This window comes from Streptomyces sp. 2-1 (assembly GCF_048564895.1).
Classification (GTDB): domain Bacteria; phylum Actinomycetota; class Actinomycetes; order Streptomycetales; family Streptomycetaceae; genus Streptomyces; species Streptomyces phaeochromogenes.
Genome location: NZ_CP183383.1, coordinates 3,679,673 through 3,703,538 on the forward strand (window position 1 = coordinate 3,679,673; position 23,866 = coordinate 3,703,538).

Annotated in this window: 23 protein-coding genes and 1 riboswitch; of the genes, 14 read left to right on the plus strand and 9 right to left on the minus strand. The window is 70.7% G+C overall.

The window, feature by feature from the left end:
* Window positions 1-119 precede the first annotated feature (119 nt).
* Window positions 120-353, minus strand: a complete 234-nt coding sequence (locus ACN20J_RS16265) for a ferredoxin (protein WP_055618707.1) — start codon at window positions 351-353, stop codon at window positions 120-122.
* Window positions 354-356: 3 nt separating this feature from the next.
* Window positions 357-1,814 carry an aldehyde dehydrogenase gene (locus tag ACN20J_RS16270; protein ID WP_189838125.1) on the minus strand — a complete coding sequence of 486 codons (1,458 nt, stop codon included), beginning with the start codon at window positions 1,812-1,814 and terminating at the stop codon, window positions 357-359.
* 217 nt (window positions 1,815-2,031) lie between these two features.
* Here ACN20J_RS16270 and ACN20J_RS16275 point away from each other — a divergent pair, with 217 nt between their 5' ends.
* The gene (locus tag ACN20J_RS16275) at window positions 2,032-3,057 is read left to right on the plus strand and encodes an MBL fold metallo-hydrolase (RefSeq protein ID WP_189838124.1); all 1,026 of its coding nucleotides are present in this window, start codon (window positions 2,032-2,034) and stop codon (window positions 3,055-3,057) included.
* Window positions 3,058-3,141: 84 nt separating this feature from the next.
* On the opposite strand, the gene ACN20J_RS16280 is transcribed toward ACN20J_RS16275, so the two are convergent.
* Entirely contained in the window at window positions 3,142-3,876 is a 735-nt protein-coding gene (locus tag ACN20J_RS16280; protein WP_419666176.1) for a phosphotransferase, read from the minus strand.
* A gap of 96 nt (window positions 3,877-3,972) precedes the next feature.
* A riboswitch (cobalamin riboswitch) is annotated at window positions 3,973-4,157 on the plus strand.
* 108 nt (window positions 4,158-4,265) lie between these two features.
* On the opposite strand from ACN20J_RS16280, the gene ACN20J_RS16285 reads away from it, so the two are divergent.
* The 7 genes from ACN20J_RS16285 (at window position 4,266) to ACN20J_RS16315 (ending at window position 11,841) form a co-directional block, all read left to right on the plus strand.
* On the plus strand, window positions 4,266-5,534 hold the full coding sequence (locus ACN20J_RS16285) for a prenyltransferase/squalene oxidase repeat-containing protein (RefSeq protein ID WP_419666177.1): 1,269 nt from the start codon (window positions 4,266-4,268) through the stop codon (window positions 5,532-5,534).
* Complete coding sequence (locus tag ACN20J_RS16290) at window positions 5,531-6,220, plus strand: SCO2322 family protein (RefSeq protein WP_419666178.1); 690 nt, start codon at window positions 5,531-5,533, stop codon at window positions 6,218-6,220. Before ACN20J_RS16285 ends, ACN20J_RS16290 begins: the two co-directional genes overlap by 4 nt.
* Window positions 6,221-6,331: 111 nt before the next feature.
* The gene (locus tag ACN20J_RS16295) at window positions 6,332-7,495 is read left to right on the plus strand and encodes an energy-coupling factor transporter transmembrane component T (protein WP_419666179.1); all 1,164 of its coding nucleotides are present in this window, start codon (window positions 6,332-6,334) and stop codon (window positions 7,493-7,495) included.
* A complete protein-coding gene (locus ACN20J_RS16300; protein WP_419666180.1) occupies window positions 7,492-9,252 on the plus strand; it encodes an ABC transporter ATP-binding protein in 1,761 nt (586 codons plus the stop codon). Before ACN20J_RS16295 ends, ACN20J_RS16300 begins: the two co-directional genes overlap by 4 nt.
* The gene (locus tag ACN20J_RS16305; protein ID WP_419666181.1) at window positions 9,249-10,166 is read left to right on the plus strand and encodes an ECF transporter S component; all 918 of its coding nucleotides are present in this window, start codon (window positions 9,249-9,251) and stop codon (window positions 10,164-10,166) included. Before ACN20J_RS16300 ends, ACN20J_RS16305 begins: the two co-directional genes overlap by 4 nt.
* A 333-nt stretch (window positions 10,167-10,499) precedes the next feature.
* Window positions 10,500-10,925, plus strand: coding sequence for a transglycosylase SLT domain-containing protein (locus tag ACN20J_RS16310; protein ID WP_055618274.1), 426 nt, complete (start codon window positions 10,500-10,502; stop codon window positions 10,923-10,925).
* Between the two features lie 178 nt (window positions 10,926-11,103).
* Entirely contained in the window at window positions 11,104-11,841 is a 738-nt protein-coding gene (locus ACN20J_RS16315; RefSeq protein ID WP_419666182.1) for a YoaK family protein, read from the plus strand.
* Window positions 11,842-11,949: 108 nt separating this feature from the next.
* Here ACN20J_RS16315 and ACN20J_RS16320 read toward each other — a convergent pair whose 3' ends face one another.
* Together ACN20J_RS16320 and ACN20J_RS16325 are read right to left on the minus strand one after the other, a co-directional pair.
* Window positions 11,950-12,471, minus strand: coding sequence for a hypothetical protein (locus ACN20J_RS16320; RefSeq protein ID WP_189838118.1), 522 nt, complete (start codon window positions 12,469-12,471; stop codon window positions 11,950-11,952).
* A gap of 128 nt (window positions 12,472-12,599) precedes the next feature.
* Window positions 12,600-12,977, minus strand: coding sequence for an ATP-binding protein (locus tag ACN20J_RS16325; RefSeq protein ID WP_190228280.1), 378 nt, complete (start codon window positions 12,975-12,977; stop codon window positions 12,600-12,602).
* A gap of 153 nt (window positions 12,978-13,130) precedes the next feature.
* On the opposite strand from ACN20J_RS16325, the gene ACN20J_RS16330 reads away from it, so the two are divergent.
* Both ACN20J_RS16330 and ACN20J_RS16335 read left to right on the plus strand, forming a co-directional pair.
* Window positions 13,131-13,979: a helix-turn-helix domain-containing protein gene (locus ACN20J_RS16330; protein WP_361895665.1), complete on the plus strand. Its 849-nt coding sequence runs from the start codon at window positions 13,131-13,133 to the stop codon at window positions 13,977-13,979.
* Window positions 13,939-14,142, plus strand: a complete 204-nt coding sequence (locus ACN20J_RS16335) for a DUF397 domain-containing protein (RefSeq protein ID WP_419666183.1) — start codon at window positions 13,939-13,941, stop codon at window positions 14,140-14,142. The genes ACN20J_RS16330 and ACN20J_RS16335 overlap by 41 nt, the downstream gene beginning before the upstream one ends.
* On the opposite strand, the gene ACN20J_RS16340 is transcribed toward ACN20J_RS16335, so the two are convergent.
* A complete protein-coding gene (locus ACN20J_RS16340; protein WP_189838115.1) occupies window positions 14,126-15,295 on the minus strand; it encodes a steroid 3-ketoacyl-CoA thiolase in 1,170 nt (389 codons plus the stop codon). The genes ACN20J_RS16335 and ACN20J_RS16340 overlap by 17 nt on opposite strands.
* A gap of 304 nt (window positions 15,296-15,599) precedes the next feature.
* Here ACN20J_RS16340 and ACN20J_RS16345 point away from each other — a divergent pair, with 304 nt between their 5' ends.
* Window positions 15,600-16,844 carry a cytochrome P450 gene (locus tag ACN20J_RS16345; protein ID WP_419666184.1) on the plus strand — a complete coding sequence of 415 codons (1,245 nt, stop codon included), beginning with the start codon at window positions 15,600-15,602 and terminating at the stop codon, window positions 16,842-16,844.
* 143 nt (window positions 16,845-16,987) lie between these two features.
* The gene (locus ACN20J_RS16350) at window positions 16,988-18,694 is read left to right on the plus strand and encodes a hypothetical protein (protein ID WP_246575014.1); all 1,707 of its coding nucleotides are present in this window, start codon (window positions 16,988-16,990) and stop codon (window positions 18,692-18,694) included.
* Here ACN20J_RS16350 and ACN20J_RS16355 read toward each other — a convergent pair.
* Window positions 18,648-20,720 (minus strand): bifunctional glycosyltransferase 87/phosphatase PAP2 family protein, encoded by a 2,073-nt coding sequence (locus ACN20J_RS16355; RefSeq protein WP_419666185.1) that lies wholly within the window; start codon window positions 20,718-20,720, stop codon window positions 18,648-18,650. The genes ACN20J_RS16350 and ACN20J_RS16355 overlap by 47 nt on opposite strands.
* Before the next feature lie 354 nt (window positions 20,721-21,074).
* Between ACN20J_RS16355 and ACN20J_RS16360 the strand changes: the two genes are divergently transcribed.
* Entirely contained in the window at window positions 21,075-21,755 is a 681-nt protein-coding gene (locus tag ACN20J_RS16360) for an O-methyltransferase (protein ID WP_419666186.1), read from the plus strand.
* Window positions 21,756-21,809: 54 nt separating this feature from the next.
* Here ACN20J_RS16360 and ACN20J_RS16365 read toward each other — a convergent pair whose 3' ends face one another.
* On the minus strand, window positions 21,810-22,208 hold the full coding sequence (locus tag ACN20J_RS16365; protein WP_189838110.1) for a hypothetical protein: 399 nt from the start codon (window positions 22,206-22,208) through the stop codon (window positions 21,810-21,812).
* Window positions 22,209-22,466: 258 nt separating this feature from the next.
* Between ACN20J_RS16365 and ACN20J_RS16370 the strand changes: the two genes are divergently transcribed.
* Window positions 22,467-22,871, plus strand: coding sequence for a DUF1992 domain-containing protein (locus ACN20J_RS16370; protein ID WP_419666187.1), 405 nt, complete (start codon window positions 22,467-22,469; stop codon window positions 22,869-22,871).
* Window positions 22,872-23,054: 183 nt separating this feature from the next.
* Here ACN20J_RS16370 and ACN20J_RS16375 read toward each other — a convergent pair whose 3' ends face one another.
* Window positions 23,055-23,318, minus strand: a complete 264-nt coding sequence (locus tag ACN20J_RS16375; protein WP_055617235.1) for a hypothetical protein — start codon at window positions 23,316-23,318, stop codon at window positions 23,055-23,057.
* Window positions 23,319-23,866: the final 548 nt, after the last annotated feature.

The window sequence follows — 23,866 nt, forward strand, 5'->3', positions numbered from 1 at the left end:
GATCCGGCCGCCCCCCACCCGGAAAGGGGCGCGGGGCTGTGCCGATGGGCGGCTCCGCCGCGTGGGCGCGGCCGACCCCCACCGGCGGGCAGCCGTACACACACCCCGCGCCCCTCCCCTCACTCCTCCGGAGGAAACACCGCCTCCCCGCTCCCCAGCAGGGTGATCATGATCGCCTCCACCGGACACCCCTCCGCCGCCTCCAGGACCTTCTCGTTGGCGTCGGATTCCGGCTCTGCCGGGTGGGACTGCATGGCGGAGTCGAGGTGGAAGGCGGTGGGGGCGAGGTGGGTGCACTGGGCCGAGCCGATGCAGAGGGAGCGGTCGACCTCGACGTGCCAGCGGTCGCCCATCGGTCAGGCCTCCCAGCCGGCGGGCAGGTGGATCATCTTGTGCTCCAGGTACTCGCTGTAACCCTCGGGCCCGAACTCCCGCCCCAGGCCGGAGTTCTTGTAGCCGCCGAAGGGTCCGAGCATGTCGAGGCTGAAGGTGTTGACGGAGTACGTGCCGGTACGGACCTGGCGGGCCACGTCGATGCCACGGGCCACGTCGCCCGTCCAGACGCTGCCGCTCAGCCCGTACTCGGAGTCGTTGGCGATCTTGACCGCCTCGGCCTCGTCGCCGTACGGGAGCAGGCAGATCACCGGCCCGAAGATCTCCTCGCGAGCGATCCGCATGGAGTTGTCGACGTCACCGAAGAGCGTCGGCTCGACGTACCAGCCGCGCTCCAGGCCGGGCGGACGCCCGCCGCCCGTGAGGATCTTGGCGCCCTCCTCCTGGCCGATGCGGATGTAGTCGAGGTTGCGCTGCTGCTGCCGCTGGGCGACGAGCGGGCCCACCTGGGTCGCCGGGTCGAGCGGGTCGCCGACCACCAGCGCCCCCGCCGCCGCGGCGAACGCCTCCGCGAACTCGTCGTAGCGCGACCGCGGCAGCAGGATGCGGGTCTGCGCGACGCACGCCTGCCCGTTGTTCATCCAGGCCGCCGAGACGATGCCCGGCACGGAGGTCTCGATGTCCGCGTCCGGCAGGACCACCGCCGCCGACTTCCCGCCCAACTCCAGTGTCACGCGCGTGAGATTGCGTGAGGCGACCTCCATGACGCGCCGGCCCGCGGCCACCGATCCGGTGAAGGAGACCTTGTCGATCCCGGGATGCCCGACGAGATACTCGCTCACCTCGCGGTCCGCGGGCAGGATCGACAGAACCCCCTCCGGCAGCCCGGAGTCCTTCGCGATCTCGCCGAGTATGTACGCGTCCAGCGGCGACTCGGGCGAGGGCTTGAGCACGACCGTGCAGCCGGTCAGCAGCGCGGGCGCGAGCTTGGCCGCCGCCACGAACTGCGGGACGTTCCAGGGGGCGACGGCCGCGACGACCCCGACCGGCTCGCGCCGCACGAGGATCTTCCCGAGCACTCCGTCGCGCGTCTCCTCGTACGTGAAGTCCCGCGCGACCGTGATCGCCGCGTCCCACACCATCATCGCGCCGAGGGCCTGCGCGAGGACGCTCCAGGAGTACGGGGAGCCGTTCTCGGAGGAGATGACGCGGGCGATCTCCTCGTGGCGTACGGCGATCCCGTCCTTGATCCGGTTGACGACCTCGATGCGCTCGTCGAGGGACATCCGCGGCCAGGGCCCCTCGTCGAACGCGGTCCGCGCGACCGCGACGGCCCGGTCGACGTCCGCCCGCGAGGCGTGCGGCACCCGGCCGATGACCTCCTCGGTGTGCGGGGAGACCACCTCGATCACGTCCTGGCCCAGGGGAGCGGCCAACTCCCCGCCGATGAACAGCTGTCCGTGTTCCACGAGCTCGGTCATGGCCGACTGCCTCTCCGCGGGACGTTTCCTGACGGTGCATCAGAAACAACAACACTGGAACTGATACCAGTTCCGGTTGGAGGAGTCCACGGACCTCACACCACTTCACCGCTCCCGCGATCGATCGTGATCCATCGCACCGACCCGGTGAGTGACTTGGGCTCCCATTGGAACCGGTTCTAGTTATAGTGGCCGGGAGTCGGCGACAGGGGAACCCATGGCACAGGTGACCGATCACGGCGGCGGCGTACGGTCCGTCGCGGTTCCCATCCCGGACAATCCCCTCGGAACGACACTCGTGTACGTCGTGGACACCGACCGCGGGCCGGTGCTGATCGACACGGGCTGGGACGATCCGGCGTCCTGGGACGCGCTCGCCGAGGGATTGACGGCCTGCGGAACATCGGCCGGGGAGATCCACGGAGTGGTGATCACCCATCACCACCCGGACCACCACGGCCTGTCGGGCAAGGTGCGGGAGGCGTCCGGCGCCTGGATCGCGATGCACGCCGCCGACATCTCGATCGTACGGCGGACACGCGGGACGAAACCCGGGCGCTGGTTCACGTACATGGCGGACAAGTTGACCGCCTCGGGCGCGCCCGAGGAGCACGTGGCGCCGATGCGCACCGCCCGCTCCCGGATGTTCCCCGGTGCGTCCCCCGCGCTCCCCGACCGCGAGATCGTCCCCGGCGAGCTCCTCGACCTGGCCGGCCGCCGGCTCCGCGCGATCTGGACGCCGGGCCACACCCCCGGCCATGTCTGCCTCCACCTGGAGGAGGCCCACCCGGCCCAACTCCCGGGCCACGGGCGCCTGTTCTCCGGCGACCACCTCCTGCCGAGGATCACTCCGCACATCGGCCTGTACGAGGACCCGGACGACGAGACCGTCGCCGACCCGCTCGGCGACTACCTCGACTCCCTGGAACGGATCGGCCGCCTCGAACCGGCCGAGGTCCTCCCGGCCCACCTGCACGCCTTCACCGACGCCCCGGCCCGCGTAAGGGAGTTGCTCGACCACCACGAGTCCCGCCTCACCGACCTGCGCTCCCTCCTCGTCACCCCGCTCACCTCCTGGCAGCTCGCCGTCCGCATGGAGTGGAACCGCCCGTGGGACGACATCCCCTACGGATCACGGAACATCGCCGTCTCGGAGGCGGAGGCCCACCTGCGCCGACTGGTGAAACTGGGCCACGCGGAGGCGGTCCCGGGGAGCGATCCGGTGACGTACGTGGCCGTTTGAACCTGCCCCTCGGGCGGCAGGGCATGGTGCATGCCCTGCGGCTCCAGGTGGAAGCGTCCGCGCAGGAGCCGGGACGGACAGGAGCTAGTCCAGCAACCTGCGGATCAACTCCCCCGCCTCACCCAGGAGTTCGACCTCGTGGCGGCTCATTGTCGGGTTGGCGGCCCGCTGTCCCGTCGCCCAGCCGAGGCCGCCGTCCGGGCCCGTCAGGAGTGCCGGGTCGGGGCAGTCGGCCAGCAGCGCCGACAGCATCTCCTCGGCCAGGGGCGCGCGGGGATCGTCGTCGACGGCCACCTGGGCCACGATCACGGCGGACATGCTCCAGTCGTGGCCGGGCGGGCCCTCGTCGGTGTTGGCCCAGTCGATCACCATGGGTCCGGCCGGGGTGAGGAGCACGTTCTCCGGGTGCAGGTCCAGGTGGAGGACGCGTACGGCGGGGTCCGTGGAGCGGCGGGCCGGGATCGCGTGCAGGTCGCGCAGGAGCCGCGCGAGCGCCAACCCCGCCTCCCCGGCGGTGAGTTGGCCTGCTACCAGCGCCTCGACCACGGTCGGCCCGTACAGCCGCTCCATCACGAGGTCGGTGCGCGGGCGCGCCTCCGCCGCCCGCACGCGCGGCACGGGATAGCCGTGGCCCCGTACGTACTCCATGACGGCCGCCTCGGCCGGCGCGTCCCCGTAGCCGTCCCGGTACCGGCGCAGCACCCACTCCCCGCCGGAGCCGTCACCGAGTCCGTCGTGGCCGTCGCGATCGCCGAGCGCGTAGACATCCGCCGTGCGCCCCGAACCGAGCAGGCGGCCGGCCCCCGCAGGTATCCCCATGGGCAGAAGCTACCCGGAGCCGCCGCCCGGCCTCACAGGCAGCCTCACGGACAGCCCCACAGGCGACCCCACGGCCGCCCCTCAGGGTCTTGCTACGGGCCGGTACAGTGAGCGGGTCGTCATCACAGTCGTACGGGGGGAAGCCGGTGCAAATCCGGCGCTGACCCGCAACCGTGTGCCGCCCGGCCGATCGGTCGATCACTGGATCCGTGGATCAATGGATCAATGGATCAGCCGATCAGGGGCGGTGAGCCGGACTGCCCCGTACGGACGTGACCGGCTCGCGTCACCGGGACCGCCGGTGACCGGCACCGTCGAGGCATACGGGGCCGAGCCGCCTTGGATTCCAGGCTGCCCGGCTCCCTGACCGGGAAAGGCATCCGCCGATCATGTTTGTCCGCCGCAGCGCAGCGGTACTGGCCGCCACCGCCGTGATCGGTACGGCGTTCGCGCCGGCCGCCCTCGCCGACGAGTCGCCCGGCGCGAGCCCGTCCCAGGCGTTCCCCTCCGCCCTGTACGGCAGCACCGACCCCACCTACGACGGCGTCTGGCGGCAGTCGCTCGCGCTGCTCGCCCAGGACACCGTGGATGTGAAGCCCGCGAAGAAGTCCGTCGACTGGCTCGTCGGCCAGCAGTGCGAGAGCGGGGCCTTCACGGCGTACCGCCCCGACCCGAGCGCCAAGTGCGACGCCAAGACCAAGGTCGACACGAACAGCACGGCCGCCGCGCTGCAGGCCCTGGAGGCCCTCGACGCGAGCGACGCCGTGACGGGCGCGGCCGTGAAGTGGCTGAAGTCCGTGCAGAACAAGGACGGCGGCTGGGGCTACTTCCCCGGCACGCCCAGCGACACCAACTCGACGTCCGTCGTGATCGGGGCCCTGGACGCCGGGGACACCGACCCGAAGGACGTGCCCTCGAAGGACGACCGGACGCCGTACGACGCCCTGCTCGGCCTCTCCGTCCCCTGCGACGAGACCGGCGGCGGCGCCTTCGCCTTCCAGCCGGACAAGAAGGGCAAGCTCGCGGCGAACGCGGACGCCACGGCGGCCGGGGTACTGGGCGCGCTCGGCGAGGGCCTGGACGCCGATCCCGACGAGGACGGCGCCGACAAGGCATCCCCGAAGGCGTCCGAGTGCGCGGGCGGTGACTCCTTCACGATCGAGGACGCGGCGGCCAACGGCGCCCGGTACCTCGCGGGCGCGGTCGCCAAGAACGGCTACCTGAAGTCGTCCCTCCCCGGCGCCGAGGACCAGCCCGACTACGGCAACACCGCCGACACGGTCGTCGCGCTCGCCGCCGCCGGCCGCACGGCCGACACCGAGAAGCCGCTGGCCTGGCTGGAGAAGAACTCCGGTACCTGGGCGGCGAAGAGCGGCCCGGCGGCGTACGCACAGCTGATCTTCGCGGCGAACGCCACCGGCACGGACCCGCGCGCCTTCGGCGGCGCCGACCTCGTGAAGCAGCTCGGCGCGACCGGCCCCGCGGCAACGTCCTCCGACGCCTCCACCGCCCCGGCGAACGGCAAGAGTGACGAGGCAGATGCTTCGGACGAGGACGACGGCGGGGTCAGCCTCTGGTGGATCATCGGGGTCGGCCTGGTCGGCGGCATCGGAATCGGCTTCCTCCTCAGCGGCCGTAACAAGAAGCAGCAGCCGTGACCTGCCGCCGCCTGGTTCTGCCGGTCCTGTGTCTCCTGCTCGCCGTCCTCGGCACGGCGGGGCAGGCCCAGGCGGTCGGCTACCGCTACTGGTCCTTCTGGGACCGGAATTCCACCGCCGATACTGCCGATACGGCCGACACGTGGGTGTACGCGACCCAGGGGCCGTCGACCGCCCGCCCCTCGGACGGTGACGTCCAGGGGTTCCGTTTCTCGGTGAGCGAGGACTCCAAGGACTCGGCGAAGCCGCGCGGCACCGCCGACTTCGCGACGATCTGCGCGAAGACGCCCGCACGGGAGGGGTCCAAGCGGGTCGGCCTTGTCCTCGACTTCGGCACGCCCGCGGACGCCCCGTCCGGCTCGACCCCGCCCCGCCCCCGCACGGCCTGCGCCCGCGTGGACGACGACGCCACGACCGCGGACGCCCTCGCCGCCGTCGCCAAGCCGCTCCGCTACGACACGAACGCCCTGCTCTGCGCCATCGCGGGCTACCCGACCACGGGCTGCGGAGAGCCGGTCGCGGACGACCGCCCGAAGGCTTCGGCGTCGCCCGGCGAGGAGGCGGAGAGCAATTCCGCCGACGGGGACGACAACGGCGGCCCCTCGCTGGGCCTACTGACCGGAATCGCCGCGGTAGCAGCCCTGGGCACGGCAGCGGTATGGCAAGCCCGCCGCCGCCGGGGTTGACGGGCCTGTGCAATGACCGCCAGCAAGGACGACCGACACCGGGGACGCAATACCGCAGCTACAAGTGCTGTGGGCAGGCGTTCCGCAGGGCGGAACGGGTGGGCACAGCCCATGGCACCGGGCACCCGATCCAGAAAAGTCCAACACAGACTCACCGCCCCACAAGCAACCAGAACCAACGCAATCCACCCAGGCGCCTGGTGGCTCTGGGCCCTCGGCCTGGGAACAGCCGCCTCCCGCACCACGAACCCCCTCCTCCTGGCCCTCCTGATCGGCGTAGCCGGCTATGTAGTAGCGGCCCGCCGAACAGAGGCCCCCTGGGCCCACTCCTACGGCGCTTTCGTAAAACTGGCCCTCGCCGTCCTGGCCATCCGCCTCGCCTTCGCGGTCATCCTCGGCTCCCCCATCCCCGGCACCCACACCCTCCTCACCCTCCCCGAACTCCCCCTCCCGGCCTGGGCGGAGGGCATCCGCATCGGAGGCCGAGTCACCGCCGAAGGCCTGACCTTCGCCCTCTACGACGGCCTGAAACTCGCCACCCTCCTCATCTGCGTAGGCGCCGCGAACGCCCTCGCGAACCCGGCCCGCCTCCTCAAATCCCTCCCAGGAGCCTTGTACGAAGCGGGAGTTGCCGTAGTGGTGGCCCTCACCTTCGCCCCGAACCTGATCGCGGACGTCCAACGCCTGCGCGCCGCCCGCCGCCTCCGAGGCCGCCCGGACAAGGGCCTGCGCGGCCTGCTCCAGGTCGGACTCCCGGTCCTGGAGGGCGCGTTGGAGCGATCCGTCGCCCTCGCGGCGGCGATGGACGCACGCGGCTACGGCCGCACGGCGGACGTACCACCCACCGTCCGCCGCACCACCACCGCACTCACCCTCGGCGGCCTGGTCGGCGTCTGCGCCGGAACGTACGGCCTGCTCACCGCGGAGGGCGGCAGCTACGGCCTGCCCGTACTGCTCGCCGGACTCGCCGCGGCCCTCGCCGGCCTGTGGCTCGGCGGGCGCCGCTCGCTGCGTACGCGCTACCGCCCCGACGCGTGGGGCGTACGCGCGTGGCTGGTCGCCGCGTCCGGCGCGGCGGTCGCGACGCTGCTGATCCTCTACGCCTCCCACGCCCCGTCCAACTCCGCGGCCCTGCACCCCGGCGTCGTCCCGCTGACCGCTCCAACACTCCCCCTGTGGCCCGCGGCGGCGATCCTCCTGGGCCTGCTCCCCGCCTTCATCGCCCCGGCACCCGAGCACACCCGCCCCAAGAACACCCGCAAGGAACCCTCATGATCCGCTTCGAGAATGTCTCCGTGACATACGACGGAGCGGCAGGGCCGACCGTCCAGGGCATCGAACTCACCGTTCCTGAGGGCGAGTTGATGCTGCTGGTGGGACCGTCCGGGGTCGGCAAGTCGACGGTGCTCGGCGCGGTGAACGGACTGGTCCCGCATTTCACGGGCGGCACCCTGCGCGGCCGTGTGACGGTGGCGGGCCGTGACACGCGGACCCACAAGCCGCGCGAACTCGCGGACGTGGTCGGCACGGTGGGCCAGGATCCGCTGTCGCACTTCGTGACGGACACGGTCGAGGACGAACTCGCGTACGGAATGGAGTCGTTGGGCCTCGCCCCCGACGTGATGCGCCGCCGCGTCGAGGAGACCCTCGACCTGCTCGGCCTCGCCGACCTCCGCGACCGCCCCATCGCCACGCTGTCCGGCGGCCAGCAGCAGCGCGTCGCGATCGGCTCGGTCCTCACCCCGCACCCCAAGGTCCTGGTCCTCGACGAACCGACCTCGGCCCTCGACCCGGCCGCCGCGGAGGAGGTGCTCGCCGTCCTCCAGCGCCTCGTCCACGACCTCGGCACGACGGTCCTCATGGCCGAGCACCGCCTGGAACGCGTCATCCAGTACGCCGACCAGGTCGCCCTCCTCCCCACCCCCGGCGCCCCACTCGTGCTGGGCACACCGTCCGAGGTCATGGCCGTCTCCCCGGTGTACCCGCCGGTGGTGGCACTGGGCAGGCTCGCCGGTTGGTCACCCCTGCCGCTGACGGTGAGGGACGCCCGACGAAGGGCGGGCACACTCCGGGAGCGGCTGGAGAACACCACGTACGAAGCCGCGAGCACGTACGCGAACACGGCACCCCTGCTCCCGGCGGAAAGCACCCCGACGCCCACCCGTCACCCCCGCCCGCGCCCCCGCCTGTTCCGCAAGCGCACCCCCGAACCCGCACCCACAACCACACCCCTCACACCCACAACTCCACACCACTCAGCGACAGTTGAGAACCTCTCCGTCCGCCGAGGCCGCACCGAGGTCCTCCACTCCGTCACCCTCACCGTCGACCCCGGCGAGACCGTCGCCCTCATGGGCCGCAACGGCGCCGGCAAGTCCACGCTGCTCTCCGCCCTCGTGGGCCTGGTCGCGCCGGCGTCGGGATCCGTGCGCGTGGGCGGTGTCGAGCCCCACCGCACGGCACCCCGTGAACTCATCCGCCACGTCGGCCTCGTACCACAGGAGCCCCGCGACCTGCTGTACGCCGACACGGTGGCCGGGGAGTGCACGGCCGCGGACTCCGACGCGGGGGCGGAACCGGGCACCTGCCGGACCCTGGTGTCCGAGCTGCTCCCGGGCATCGCGGACGACACGCATCCGCGGGACCTCTCGGAGGGCCAGCGGCTCGCCCTCGCCCTGGCGGTAGTCCTGACGGCCCGCCCACCCCTGCTCCTACTCGACGAGCCGACCCGCGGCCTCGACTACGCGGCGAAGTCCCGGCTGGTCACCGTCCTGCGGGGGCTGGCGGCCGAGGGCCACGCCATCGTGCTGGCCACCCACGACGTCGAGCTGGCCGCCGAACTCTCCCACCGGGTCGTCATCCTCGCCGACGGCGAACCCGTGGCGGACGGCCCGACGGCCGAGGTCGTCGTGGCCTCCCCGTCCTTCGCCCCACAGGTGACCAAGATCCTCGCCCCGCAGAAATGGCTCACGGTCCCGCAGGTACGCGAGGCACTCCGCGCGACCGAGGGGGAGAAGGAGCCGGGCTCATGAACGAGAAGCCGCACCCCCGCCCCGAGCCTCGCCCCGAGTCTCTCCTCATCCCTGAACCCCTCCCCCAACCCCAAGCCCGCCCCATCCGCCTGGGCCCCCGTTCCCTCGCCGCCCTCCTCCTCGTCAGCCTCGTCGGTCTGGCGGCGCTGACCTGGCCGTTCTTCAGCGGGCCCACCTCCCAGGTGAGTGCGCACGCCAAGGACGCGCCCTGGCTGTTCGCGGGGCTGCTGGTGCTGCTGGTCGGGGTCATCGGGGCGACGATCTCCGAGTCGGGGCTCGGCCCCAAGGCCGTGGCCATGCTCGGCGTGCTCGCCGCGACGGGGGCCGCGCTGCGGCCGATCGGAGCCGGAACCGCCGGCATCGAGCCGATGTTCTTCCTGATGGTGCTGAGCGGGCGAGTCCTCGGGCCGGGCTTCGGATTCGTGCTCGGGGCGGTCACGATGTTCGCGTCGGCGCTGCTCACGGGCGGGGTCGGGCCGTGGATGCCGTTCCAGATGCTGTCCATGGGCTGGTTCACGATGGGCGCGGGCCTGCTGCCGGGCCCGGACAGGCTGCGCGGCCGGGGTGAGCTGTCGATGCTCGCCCTGTACGGGTTCGTCGCGGCCTTCGCGTACGGCACGTTCATGAACCTGGCGGGCTGGCCCTTCATGGACGCGCTGTCGTCGAACGTCGCCTTCGACCCGCACGACGACGTGGACGCCAACCTGGCCCGTTTCGTCGCGTACTGTCTGGCCACCTCGCTCGGCTGGGACCTGGGCCGGGCCGTCGTGACCGTCGTACTGACCCTCACGCTCGGCGCGACCGTCCTCAAAGCGCTCCGACGGGCCACGCGGAGGGCCGCCTTCGAGACCTCGGTCACCTTCGAGGAGCCACGTGATGCGGCGCCCGTCACACCGTCCGGCCGCACACCGTAGACACTTCAACCACTGCGGGTTACACCCACCGTGAGGCGGCCCACAGGACTTAGGTCACTTGCTAAGTGCGGTAGTAGATCATTCCGCTTGTCATGCGCACGCCTTTATCACCCCTGACCTGCGGATTGAGAGCCACGTCACAGAAGGACCTTTTGCGGCGGATACGACCACAACTAGCAAAAGGGGTCATTGCGGACGCCCTTCGAGCCTGTTTCTCTGGAGGAGTCGCAAGGCGCCGACGAGCCCGCCCGGGCCTCGGCGCCAACGCATGCCAAGGCCTTACGGGTCACGGCGTACGAGCGACCGCCATGTCCCCGAAGGAAAAGGTTCTCTGTGTCCATCTCCACCCGCATCCGCCGCATCGCCACTCCGAAGAAGGCCCTCACCGGTGCCGCCGTGGCCGCTGCCACCGCCGGCATGGTGTTCGCGGCGGGCCCCGCTCAGGCCGCGGCCCCCGCGAAGGCTTCCCCCACCTCGGCCAAGGCGATCGCGCAGAAGATGATCCCGAACGACTCGCAGTACAAGGCGTTCAGCAAGATCGTCGAGCACGAGAGCGGCTGGAACGTCACCGCCACCAACTCCTCGTCCGGCGCCTACGGCCTGGTCCAGGCCCTGCCGGCCTCGAAGATGGCCTCGGCCGGTTCCGACTGGAAGACGAACCCGAAGACCCAGATCAAGTGGGGCCTCGACTACATGAACGACCGCTACGGCAGCCCGACCGGCGCCTGGAACTTCTGGCAGGCCAACGGCTGGTACTGACCGGCCGGACGGCGCCCACCAGGCACCGCGCATGACACCCCCGTACGCGAAGGCGGCGGCCCCCGATCCCCGGGGCCGCCGCCTTCGTCATGTTCCGGCGGGGCACATCCGGAATCCCGACGGCCGCCCGTGGTGAACTTGCGAACACCGAGCCCACCCGCGCCGACCGGAGGCCCTCATGAGCGCCGAAGAGACAGAGGAGACAGGCGGCCCCGAGCCCACGCGGACCCCCGACACCGGCCCCGCTCCCGGCCCCGATCCCGAGGCACGCGGCCTGCGGCTGGTCGTCGTTCTGCTGGCCCTGACCGTGGTCAGCGGGCTGATCGACGCGGTGAGCTATCTCGGCCTCGAGCACGTCTTCACGGCGAACATGACCGGCAACGTGGTCGTGCTGGGCTTCGCCGCCGCCGGCGCCCCCGGCTTCTCGGTGTCGCACACGCTGACGTCACTGGGCGCCTTCCTGGTGGGCGCGGCGGCGGGCGGACGCGTCGCGGTACGCCTGGGCAAGGGCTCCCGCCGGACCTGGGCCCGCCTCACGCTGGCCGCCGAGGCGGTACTGGTCGGTGCGGCCTCCGCGGTCGCCTTCGCCGCACCCGACGCGACCGCAACCGTCTACACCCTCATCGCGGTGACGGCCTTCGCGATGGGCCTGCGCAACGCGACCGTACGCAAACTGGGCGTCCCCGACCTGACGACCACCGTCCTGACAATGACCCTGACCGGCCTCGCAAGCGACTCCCGCGCCGCGGGCGGCACCGCCCACCACTCCCCCCGCCGCACGGCATCGGTGATCGCGATGCTCGCGGGCGCCCTGCTCGGCGCGTGGCTGGTGCTGAACCACGGCCTGGCCATTCCGTTGCTGGTCGCGGCGGGGGTGGTGGGGGTGCTGGCGGTCATGGCTTCGGGGCGGGAGTGAGGACGGCAAGATCGTCGAGCACTGGAGCGGCTGGAACGTCACCGCCACCAGCTCCTCCTCCGGCGCCCATGGCGAAGACGGCGGCCCCCGATCCCCGGGCCGGACGCGTCAGTCCCAGTCGCTGCCGTTGAAGCCCCACCAGACGAACCGCGTGATGTCGATGTTGTAGTCCGCGATCACGCTCCAGGGGCTGGTGTAGACGCCGTCACCGCTCGGAGAGGTACGGAGGTAGTTCCCGTTCTGGTTCTGGAAGTAGTCGCCGTCGGCGGTCCAGAACTGTCCGGAACGGTTGCCACAAGGCTCCGTCCGAACAGCGTTCGTCTCGGCCCCGACATCCGTGGTGAGGCAACCACCGTTGGCGTTGCTCACCAGTCGGCGCATCGTGTGGCCGCCCCACTGGTTCGACTCCGTGCCCCAGTGCCACCAGACGGAGCTGTTGTCCGGACAACTGGTGCTCACCCAGACGTTGGTGCTCGCGGTCGACGAGCGGAGACAGGGCTGTCCGAAGTCGTTGAAGTACGACCAGTTGGTCGCCGCCGCCGCGGGGGTGAGGGCACCCGCGACGGCCAGCAGGAGGGCGGAGAGCCCCATGGACAGGCCCAGTCTCAGCGAGGTTCTTCGAGATGTCATGAGCGCGAGAATCGAGGGGAGCGGCAGACTTCCCATGACGCAACTATGAACACGGCATGGCGTTCTCCGGTACCCGAGAAGTCGACCACCCCGAAGCCAGGCGTCAACACCCCTACAGCGACGCGGAGTTACTGCGCCCGACAACCACCCTCACACTCGAACCACACGCTCTTCCCGCCGCCGGACAGGGGATCGACTCCCCACTTGTCGGCCACCGCGTCGAGCAGCACGAGCCCGCGACCGCCCTCCGCCTCCAGCGACAACTCGGCCGGAATGGACGGCAGGCGGGGGCATCCGTCCATGACCTCCACCCGAACCCCCGCCACCTGCCTCAGCAGCAGGAACTCACAGCGCCGGTCCGGGACATGGCGCACGACGTTGGCGAGCAGCTCGGTCACGCCCAGCTCCACGGCATCGGTCAGCTCGGCCATCTCCCACTCGCGCAGGTACGACCGGACAATCCGGCGGACGTACTGCGGCGAGTGCTCGCCGACGGTGAGGCGCATGCGGTACTGGGTGGTGCGGGGGCCCGAGAGGGTGGGGGGAATGATGTAGTTCACCCCACAAGGCTGACCTCGCTTGACTACCCTCGGCTACAGAACGGATACAACTGGTCCGGTGGTGGGCCGAGTTGCACATCGTGCGAGAGAGGTCCGTACGTGACCCACATCAACGTTCTCGACCCGGGCGCATCGCCGCTCGACTACTACGGGTTCGAGTTGCGACGGCATCGCGAGGCCGCCGAACTCACCCAGAAGCAGCTCGGCGACATCGTCAACTACACGGGCTCACTGGTCGGCCAGATCGAAACGGCCCGCAAGCTGCCCACGCAGGAGTTCAGCGAACGGGTGGACGCGGCGCTGGGGACGGGTGGGTTGCTGTCCAGGCTCATCGACCTGGTCATGCGCAGTCAGCAACCCGCGTGGTTCCAGCAGGTGGCGGAGTTGGAGGCACGAGCAGTTGAGATGTGCACCTTCCATACGCACCTGGTACACGGCCTCCTTCAAACCGAGGCGTACGCACGTGGCGTGCTCGGCTCACTGGACCAGAGTGACCTCGACGACCGCACCACTGTACGGCTGGCCCGTCAGCGCATCTTCGAGAAGAAGGAGCCGCCGGTCTTCTGGGCGATCCTCAGCGAAGCCGCGCTCTACCAGATCATGGGCGGCCCGGAAACCATGCGGGGACAACTGACGCATCTGTTGGCCTTCAAGGGCAACCCCCGGATCAACATCCAGGTGCTGCCATTCTCGGCCGGAGCGCACGCGGGACTGCAAGGCTCATTCGACCTCTTCCGCTTCGCGAGCGACCCGGCCATCGTCTACACGGAGGGCTATGGGAGCGGACATCCGACCGCCAACCCGGACACCGTCAAGGACTGTTCACTCCGTTACGATCATCTTCAGGCCGCCGCACTCTCCCTGAATGAATCGGCGGAGCTGATCCGGCGAGTGATGGAGGAACGCTATGGGGAACAACGCGATTCCGACCGGGATCCAGTGGCGTAAGTCCAGCTACAGCGGCGACCAGGGCGGCTCCTGCGTAGAAATCGCCGAAGCCCCCACCACTATCGCCATCCGCGACTCGAAGAACCCGGCGGGGCCAACCCTCACCCTCGACCCCGCCGCCTTCACCACGTTCCTCAACTGGGCCGCTACAACCGCTGGATGATCGTCCCGGTCGCCAGCGCCCCGCCCGCGCACATCGTGATGAGGGCGAACTCCTTGTCCCTGCGCTCCAGTTCATGGAGTGCCGTGGTGATGAGCCGCGCCCCGGTTGCCCCGACGGGGTGCCCGAGTGCGATCGCGCCACCATTCACATTGACCTTCTCCAGGTCCTGTTCGAAGACCTGGGCCCAGCTCAACACCACTGACGCGAAGGCCTCGTTGACCTCGATGACGTCGATGTCCTTGAGCGACATCCCGGCCTTCCCGAGGACCGCCTTCGTGGCGTCGATCGGGCCGTCCAGGTGGAAGTGCGGGTCCGACCCCACCAGGGCCTGAGCCACGATCCGGGCCCGCGGGCGCAGCTTCAGCGCCCGGGCCATCCGCTTCGACGCCCACATCAGGGCAGAGGCCCCGTCGGAGATCTGTGACGAGTTGCCCGCCGTGTGGACCGCCGTCGGCATCACCGGCTTCAGGCCGGCCAGCGCCTCCATCGACGTGTCGCGCAGCCCCTCGTCCCGGTCGACCAGGCGCCACATGCCCTGCCCGGCGCGCTGCTCGTCCTCGGTCGTGGGCACCTGGACGGCGAACGTCTCCCGCTTGAAGCGCTCCTCCGCCCATGCCGCCGCGGCCCGCTCCTGCGAGATGAGGCCCAGCGAGTCGACGTTCTCGCGAGTCAGCCCACGATTGCGGGCGATCCGCTCGGCGGCCTCGAACTGGTTGGGCAGGTCGACGTTCCACTCGTCCGGGGTCGGCTTCCCCGGGCCGTGCTTGGAGGCGGCCCCGAGCGGCACTCGGGACATGACCTCGACGCCGCAGCTGATCCCGACGTCGATGACGCCCGCCGCGACCATGTTGGCGACCATGTGGGAGGCCTGCTGCGAGGACCCGCACTGCGCGTTCACGGTCGTCGCCGCCGTCTCGTACGGCAGGCCCATCGCGAGCCACGCCGTACGGGCGGGGTTGCCGGACTGCTCGCCGGCGTGGGTGACGGCTCCGCCGACGACCTGCTCGACGCAGTCCGCCTGGATCCCCGTACGGCCGAGGAGTTCTCGGTAGGTCTCGCCCAGCAGGTAGGCGGGGTGGAGGTTGGCGAGCGCGCCGCCGCGCCTGCCGATGGGGGTGCGCACGGCTTCTACGATCACGGGTTCCGCGGCCATGGGGAGTTCCTCTCCTCGGGTCACCCGCGCGGCGCGGGCGTCCCGGCCCACCCGCCACGCTGAACTAGTACGCGTTCTAGTTCTGTCTGCAGTCTGCTGACCCGGCGTCCGTCACCGCAAGGGTCGTGCAGCTCCCGAAGTCGCGATCTGCACGACTTCCGCACGCAATTCGGGTCGTCGCGCCTCTTGCCACTTGTAGAACCCGTTACTACCTTCACGGCAATTCCCGGTACCTGATGGACCGTCAGAACACGACAGAACGCCGACTGCCAGAACCCGACCGTCGCACGACCTGGAGTTGCCGATGACCTGTCCAGCGCTGCCCGACGGGTTCGATTTCACCGATCCCGACGTGCTGCACCACCGCGTGCCCTTCCCGGAGTTCGCCGAGCTGCGTCGGACCGAGCCGGTCCGCTGGATCCCCCAGCCGCCCAATCTCGCCGGTTTCGGGGACGAGGGCTACTGGGCCGTCACCCGGCACGCCGACGTCAAGTACGTATCCACGCACCCCGAGTTGTTCTCCTCCACCCTCAACACCGCGATCATCCGCTTCGGCGAGCACATGGAGCGCGACGCGATCGACGCCCAGCGGCTGATCCTGCTGAACATGGACCCGCCCGAGCACACCCGGGTCCGCCAGATCGTCCAGCGCGGCTTCACCCCGCGGGCCATCCGCGCCCTGGAGGAGAACCTGCGCGGCCGCGCGAGCCGGATCGTCGAGACCGCGCTGGAGAACGCGGGCCCCGGCGGCTCCTTCGACTTCGTGACCGAGGTCGCCTGCGAACTGCCCCTCCAGGCGATAGCCGAGCTGATCGGCATCCCGCAGGCTGACCGCGCCAAGATCTTCGACTGGTCCAACAAGATGATCGCGTACGACGACCCGGAGTACGCCATCACCGAGGAGATCGGCGCGGAGTCGGCCACCGAGATCCTCGCCTACGCGATGAACATGGCCGCCGACCGCAAGCAGTGCCCGGCCAAGGACATCGTCACCACGCTGGTCGCCGCCGAGGACGAGGGCAACCTCGGCTCGGACGAGTTCGGCTTCTTCGTACTGATGCTGGCCGTCGCGGGCAACGAGACGACCCGTAACGCCATCACCCACGGCATGCACGCCTTCCTCACCCACGCCGACCAGTGGGATCTCTACAAGCGGGAGCGCCCGTCGACCGCCGCCGAGGAGATCGTCCGCTGGGCGACACCCGTCGTCTCCTTCCAGCGCACGGCGACCCAGGACACCGAACTGGGCGGCAAGCAGATCAGGAAGGGCGACCGCGTCGGCATCTTCTACTCCTCCGCCAACAACGACCCGGAGGTCTTCGACTCACCGGAGGTCTTCGACATCACCCGCGACCCCAATCCGCACCTCGGCTTCGGGGGCGGCGGCCCGCACTTCTGCCTCGGCAAGTCGCTGGCCACGCTGGAGATCGACCTGATCTTCAACGCGATCGCCGACGCGATGCCCGGCCTCCGGCTGGTCGGCGACCCGCGCCGGCTGCGCTCGGCCTGGATCAACGGCGTCAAGGAACTGCAGGTCAGCGCCGGTTGAGCCGCCGGTGACCCGCTACGCGGGAGGCAGGGGCATCCCCCCTACGCCCCGCCCCTGCCTCCCCCGGGGCCAACAGGCTTCCACCGGGTTGCCCCGCGCCCGAATCCGACTGAACGTTTCCGGTCCGTTACGCGTCTTCACGGATGGCACAGCCAACTGACACCTTCGAAGACTTCGAACGGAAAAGCCGAGCCGTGGTCCCAGCCGAACTGTCACTCGTCCGGCCGGAGGGCGCGACCACCTCCCGGAAGCGGGACCTCCGCCCGGTTTGGAGGCGGTACCGCGTCCCCCTCCTCGCCACGCTGCCCACCGTGCCGCTGTACGTGGTGTGGTGGCTGTTCCTCGCCACCGGCGGCGGTGATCTCGCGGCACAGGAGGCCTGGGCCGACTTCGCGTCCCGGCACGGCGGTTCGGCGTACAGCCTGTTCTGGTACGGCGGGATGCACACCGCCAACTACAGCCTGATCTCGCCCTACCTGATGGCCGCCTTCGGCGTGCGGACCGTCACCGTCGCGGCCGGGCTCCTCGCCGCCTGGCTGGCCTCGGTCCTCATCGTCCGTACGGGGATCCGCCGGCCGCTCGGCCCGGCGCTGCTCGCCTCGCTCGCGCTCTGGTGCAACGTCGCGTCCGGGCGGACCACCTTCGCCCTCGGTGTCGCGCTCGGGCTGGCGGCCTGCGTGCTGCTGACCCGGGAGCGCCGCCTGCCGCTCGCGGTGGCGTACGCGGCGCTGGCGGCCATGGCGAGCCCGGTGGCCGGGCTGTTCCTGGTGGTGGCGGGCGCCGGCCACGCGCTCGTCCGGGACCGGGTGCGGGCCGCCACGCTGATCGTCCCGCCGGTCGTGGTGGTGGGCACCACGACCCTGCTGTTCCCGTTCACCGGCGAGCAGTTGATGCCCGCGGCCCGGATCTGGCCGCCCGTCGTGATCGGCCTCGTCGTGCTGACCCTCGCGCCGCGCGGCTGGCGGGTGCTGCGGTGGGGCGCCGTCGTGTACGCGGCCGGGACGGTTCTCACGTATCTGATCCCCTCCCCGGTCGGCACGAACGTGGAGCGGCTCGCGGAACTGTTCGCGCCCGCCGCCCTGTTGGCCGCGCTGCTCGCGGTACCGGCCACCTCGACACCGGCCGGGGCGCCCCGCAGACGCAGCAAGCAGAGACGGGTGGCGCTCGCCATGGCCCTCGTCTTCTCCATCGGCTGGGTGGGCAAGAAGACGGTCGACGATCTGCAGGTGTCGACGGTGGTACCGGCCTGGGCCCACGACACCACCAGCGTCGTAGAGGCCCTGGACCGGCTCGGCGCCGACCGTACGCGCGTCGAGGTGGTCCCGGCCCGCAACCACCGCGAGGCCACCGCACTGGCCCCGCACGTGAACCTGGCGCGCGGCTGGAACCGGCAGCTGGACATGGAGCGGGGCCGGCTCTTCTACGACGGAACGTTTTCCGAGACCACCTACCGCGCATGGCTGGACCGGTGGGCGGTCGGCTTCGTCGTGCTGCCCTCGGGGAAGCCGGATGGTTTCGCGGAGGACGAGGCACGCCTGGTCGCGCGCGGCACCGAGTGGCTTGAGCCGGTGTGGCGGGACGTGAACTGGCGGGTCTACCGCGTGCGCGGGGCGGTGCCGCTGGTGTCGAAGCCCGCCACCGTCGTGCGGGCCGACAGCGCCGCGGTCCTCGTGCACGTCCCGCGGGCCGGCTCGGTGACCGTGCGCGTCGCCTTCTCGCCCTGGCTGTACGCCGAGGGCGGCTGCCTGGAGAAGGCGGGCGAGTTCACGCGTCTGACGGTGACCGAGCCGGGCGAGTACCGGATCAGTTCGGGGTACGGCCCTTCGCCGGGACCGGCTCCGCGATGCTGACCTCCGCGGTCTGAGCCCCCTCCGCCGCCGGTTTGGCGAGTGGCCGCGGGCGCGGTCCCTGGAGCAGGTAGGTCAGCGCGAAGCCCGCGCCGACGACGGCCGCGCCGCCCACCGCGTCCAGGACCCAGTGGTTGGCGGTCGCCACGATCGCGGAGACCGTGAACAGCGGGTGCAGCAGGCCGAGGGCCTTCATCCACCACTTCGGGGCGAGGATCGCGATGACGAGCCCGCACCACAGCGACCAGCCGAAGTGCAGCGAGGGCATCGCCGCGTACTGGTTGGTGAGCGCGGTCAGCGTCCCGTAGTCCGGCTGGGAGAAGTCCTGCACGCCGTGCACGGTGTCGATGAAGCCGAGGCCCGGCATCAGCCGCGGCGGGGCCAGCGGGTAGAGCCAGAAGCCGACGAGCGCGAACAGCGTGGCGAAGCCGAGGGCCGCGCGGGCCCAGCGGTACTCGGCGGGGCGGCGGACGTAGAGGATGCCGAGGACGCTCAGCGGCACCACGAAGTGGAACGACGTGTAGTAGAAGTCGAAGAAGCTCTGCAGCCAAGGCACGTCCACCACCGCGTGGTTGACCCAGCGCTCGACGTCGATCTGCAGGAACTTCTCGATCGCGTGGACCTGCTCGCCGTGCTCCTCGGCGGTGGCCCGGCCCCCCGCGTTGGTACCGCCGGTCGCCGCGAGCCTGACCTGCTGGTACGCGGAGTAGCCGACGCGGATCAGCAGCAGTTCGAGCAGCAGGTTCGGACGGGTGAGGACCCGGCGCAGGAACGGCAGCAGGGGTACGTGCTTCCAGCGCGTGGGCACCGGCTGCGCGTACTCGGTCGGGATGGGCGAGCGGTAGTACTCCGACGTGCGGGACAGAAACGGAACCACGGTGGCGGCGGCGAGGGCAGCGAGCAGGACGACGTTGTCACGCAGCGGGTAGAGGGCCGCCATGTTCGGCAGCATCATCTTCGCGGGGAGTGTCATCACGAGGATGACGGCGACGGGCCACACGTACCGGTCGCCGGCCTTCTTGCCGACCCGGCCGACCAGCGCGAGCAGCACCCACAGCAGTTGGTGCTGCCAGGTGGTGGGCGACACGGCGACGGCGACACAGCCGGTGACCGCGACCGCGAGCAGCAACTGCCCGTCGCGGGCGTAGCGCACGGCGCGGCGCAGGCCCAGGACGGCGACGGCCGCACCCAGCGACAGGAACAGCCCGATCTCCAGCGGCCCTTCGAGGCCGAGCCGCAGCAGCGCGCCGTGCAGCGACTGGTTGGCGAGGTCGTCCGCGGGCCGCCCGAGCCCGACTCCGGCCAGGTGGTGGACCCAGTACGTGTACGAGTCGTGCGGCATCGCCGCCCACGCGAGCGCGGTGCCCGCGGCGAAGGTGATGCCGGTGGAGGCGGCGGCCCTGCGGCGGCCGGTGAACCAGAGGAGCGGCGCGAAGAGGAGGACGGTCGGCTGGAGGGCCGCCGCGAGGCCGATCAACACCCCGCTCGACCGTTCCCCGCGCACGGCAAAACAGCCGAGGAGCACGAGGAGAACGGGAATGATGCTGGTCTGGCCGAGGTAGAGCGTGTTGCGCACGGGCAGCGACAGCATCAGCAGGCTGATCGCGACGGGCGCGGCGAGCAGGGCCGTACGGCGGCTCACGGGCTGGGGCAGGGCGCGCGCGGCGACCAGACCGAGGGCGGCGACGAGCAGCAGTGTGCCGAAGGTCCAGCCCCAGCCGAGGGCCTGTTCTGCCGAACGGGTGAGTGGCTTGAGGACGAGCCCGGCGAACGGGGTGCCCGTGAACTGGGTCGAGTCGTACAGCGAACCCTTCACATGGAGCACGCCGTTGGGTCCGACCCAGGTCTCCAGGTCCGTCAGCCGTTCGCCTTTCGGCGTGCTCAGGACGACGGCGACCTGCCGTACGGCCAGGACCGCGGCGATCAGCCAGAGGCCCGCGCGGACCAGTCCCAGCCGTGCCTTCGCCGCTCCGGGTGCCGCCGTCCCGAAGGCATCCCCTGGTCGCCCACCGTGCTCAACATTCGCCACGCGCCGTTGGCCCTCCCGCCCCGTTCGTCCCCGGTGTCCCATGGGTCTGGGTGCGTCTGTTTCCTGTTCGAATCCTAAGAGGCTCGCACTCCCCCCGCCGTGAGACGCAGGCAACCCCCTCTTCACCTGACGTCCTTCAGCCTTTTGTCCGGATGGAGGTGTTGTACGGCCGGTGAGGCTCCCTCGCAAGTCGCCACGAGACCTCCGCGAGTCGCCTTGAGACCTACGTGAGTCGCCGTGAGACCTACGTGAGTCGCCGTGAGGGAATACAACCACCCAACCTGCCGGTAACCGGCTATATTCGGCGACGGAACTAGTTAGCGCACCTAACTAGACAGACGAAGGGCATACCGTATGACCGAGCCGCAGCTCTGGCAGGACGTGGACGACTACTTCACCGGCCTCCTCGCCCCGCCGGACGACGCCCTGACCGACGCGCTGAACGACAGCGACGCCGCCGGGCTGCCCCACATCAACGTCGCCCCGCCGCAGGGCAAGCTGCTGCATCTCCTCGCCGTGATCCAGGGCGCGACCCGCATCCTGGAGATCGGCACCCTCGGCGGCTACAGCACCATCTGGCTGGCCCGCGCCCTCCCGCAGGACGGCCATCTGATCACGCTGGAGTACAGCGAACGACACGCCGAGGTGGCCCGCCGCAACCTCGCCCGGGCCGGCCTGGACAAGATCACCGAGGTCCGGGTGGGCCCCGCGCTCGACTCCCTGACGAAGCTGGCCGACGAGGGCGACGGGAACACGGCCCCCTTCGACCTGGTCTTCATCGACGCGGACAAGGTCAACAACCCCCGCTATGTGGAGTGGGCCGTCAAGCTCACCCGCCCCGGCAGCCTGATCATCCTCGACAACGTCGTCCGCGGCGGCGCCGTCACCGACCCCACCAGCGACGACCCGAGCGTGCGGGGCACCCGCGAGGCCCTCGACCTGTTCGCCACCCACCCGAAACTGACCGCCACGGCGATCCAGACGGTGGGCTCGAAGGGGTACGACGGGTTCGCGCTGGCGCGCGTACTGCCGTAACCCCTCCCCCGGACCGCTACGAGCCCTCGCCCTTGCAGGTCAGGCCCTCATGCCTCAGGCCTCGTGGTAGAAGCCCACGTTGACGCTGCGGGGTCCCGTGCGGTCGTAGATGATCAGTTCGCCGGAACCGCCGAGGGGCAGTTTGGCCGTCCCGCCGTACGGCAGGATCTGCGGGGCGGCCCCGCCGACCAGGGTGAACCGCACCTCGGACGAGGGGTCGTCGTGCGAGCCCCGCAGCCAGGTCACCTGCCAGCTTCCCTCGGGCCCGCACAGGAACTCCAGGTGCACCCGCGAGACGAACAGCCAGTCGTCGGGCGTCGCGAGGCGGCACACGCCCCGGTCCCGCCCCACCCGCAGCACGGCACCCGGCTCGCTCGGCGCGTCGGCCATCTGCATACCGGCCGTCGCGCCGGCTTCCGTACCGGACACCGTGGCCATGGTGAGTTCGAGCACGTGTGCTCCTTCGTTCCCGCGCGTTCCCGCGTTCCAATTGTCCCGCGCCAGGACGCGGTTGACGCCCCGGCGAGGTGTCGCCGCCGAATGATAATTCGCCCGGCCCCGGACCGTCCGGCGCAGTCCCACACAGCTCGGGGCGGTCGCGCACGGCTTGGCGCTGCCGTACACGGCTCGGCGCGGTCGCGCGCGGCTCGGCGCGGGCATACACGCCGTCCGTCCCGGCACGGTTCGCACACCTTCCGGCACAATGGACGCATGACCGAGCGCAAGCCTCCTGGTGTCAGCTTCGAGTCCTGGGTCGACAAGCAGATCCGCGACGCGGAGGCCCGTGGGGAGTTCGCCGATCTCCCCGGCATGGGCAAGCCGCTGACGAGCGGTCCCGATACGTCGTACGACGAACTGTGGTGGATCAAGCAGAAGATGATCCGCGAGGGCCTGACCGTACTGCCGCCGACGCTGGCCCTCCGTAAGGAGGCCGAGGACGCGCTTGAGGCGGCCGCGAAGGCGCCGTCGGAGCAGGCGGTACGGCGGATCATCACCGAGATCAACAAGAAGATCCGCGAGATGATGTTCAAGCCGCCGCCCGGCCCGCCGCTGGGCCTCAAGCCGTACGACGTCGAGGAGATCGTCCGCGAGTGGCACGAGCGGCGCGCGGGCTGAGGCCGTCCGCGTTCTTCGTCCCCGTCCTCGTTCCCCGTCCTCGTCGAGACCGCGCCGCCCTTTCGGGGCACGGGTGAGGCCCTGCCCCGACACATGGCCCGGGGCAGGGCCTCGCTGCGCAAGTTGCCTATGGCGTACGGGAGTTCGTGGGAGGGGGACGGTGGTTCGCCGGGGCTTGTGGGTTCAGAGCCGCAGGAGCCGTTCCGCCAGTTCCCGGTAGTCCCGTAGGGCCAGGCGGAGTTGTTCGGTGTCGGCCTTGTCCTCGCCGGTGGTCTGCCAGGACGTACGGAGCGTGCGGCGACGCTCGGTCACGGCGTCGGTGAACCGTGCCGCGACCTCTTGCAGGACCTTGTCGGCCTCCTCGACCGACCCGCGGGGCCCGTCGATGAAGCCGGCCACCGCGTGCTGGAGTTGGAGGGACCACTTTTCGCCGGTGTCGGGAGACATCAGGCGTCCGCCTGTGCCTCCGGCTCCGGTTCCGTGGGGCGACTTGGTCTGGGTGGCGGGTGGGGTGCCTGGGACGGGTGTGCTTTCGAGGTCCCTTGAACTTCCCCCAGCCGTGTTGTGCGGGTCGGCTTCAGCTGGCCGCGCAGTTCCCCGCGCCCCTGATGGGGCGGGCGTGGCTGAGCCTGTGCCGGAAGCGGGGGCCCTGCCGGGGGTGACGGGCTGGTCGGGTGCCTCGGCGCGCCTGATGCCCTCGGCCCGGTCGGGTGCCCCAGCCCGGTCAGCAGACCCAGGCCGGTCGGACATCTCGGTACGGCGAACAGCCTCAGCCTGACTGGGTGTCTCGGTCCGGCCAAGAGTCCCGGTCCGGTCGGCAGCCTCGGCCCAGCCGGGCGCCCCCGTCAGGTCAGGTGCACCAGTCTGGCCGGGTGTCTCGACCCGCCTGACGCCCTCGGCCCTGTCAGGTGCCTCGGTCCCGTCGGGAGAATTCCTCCGGTCGGCCATCTCGGTACGCCGAGCAGCCTCAGCCTGGCTGGGTGTCTCGGTCCGGC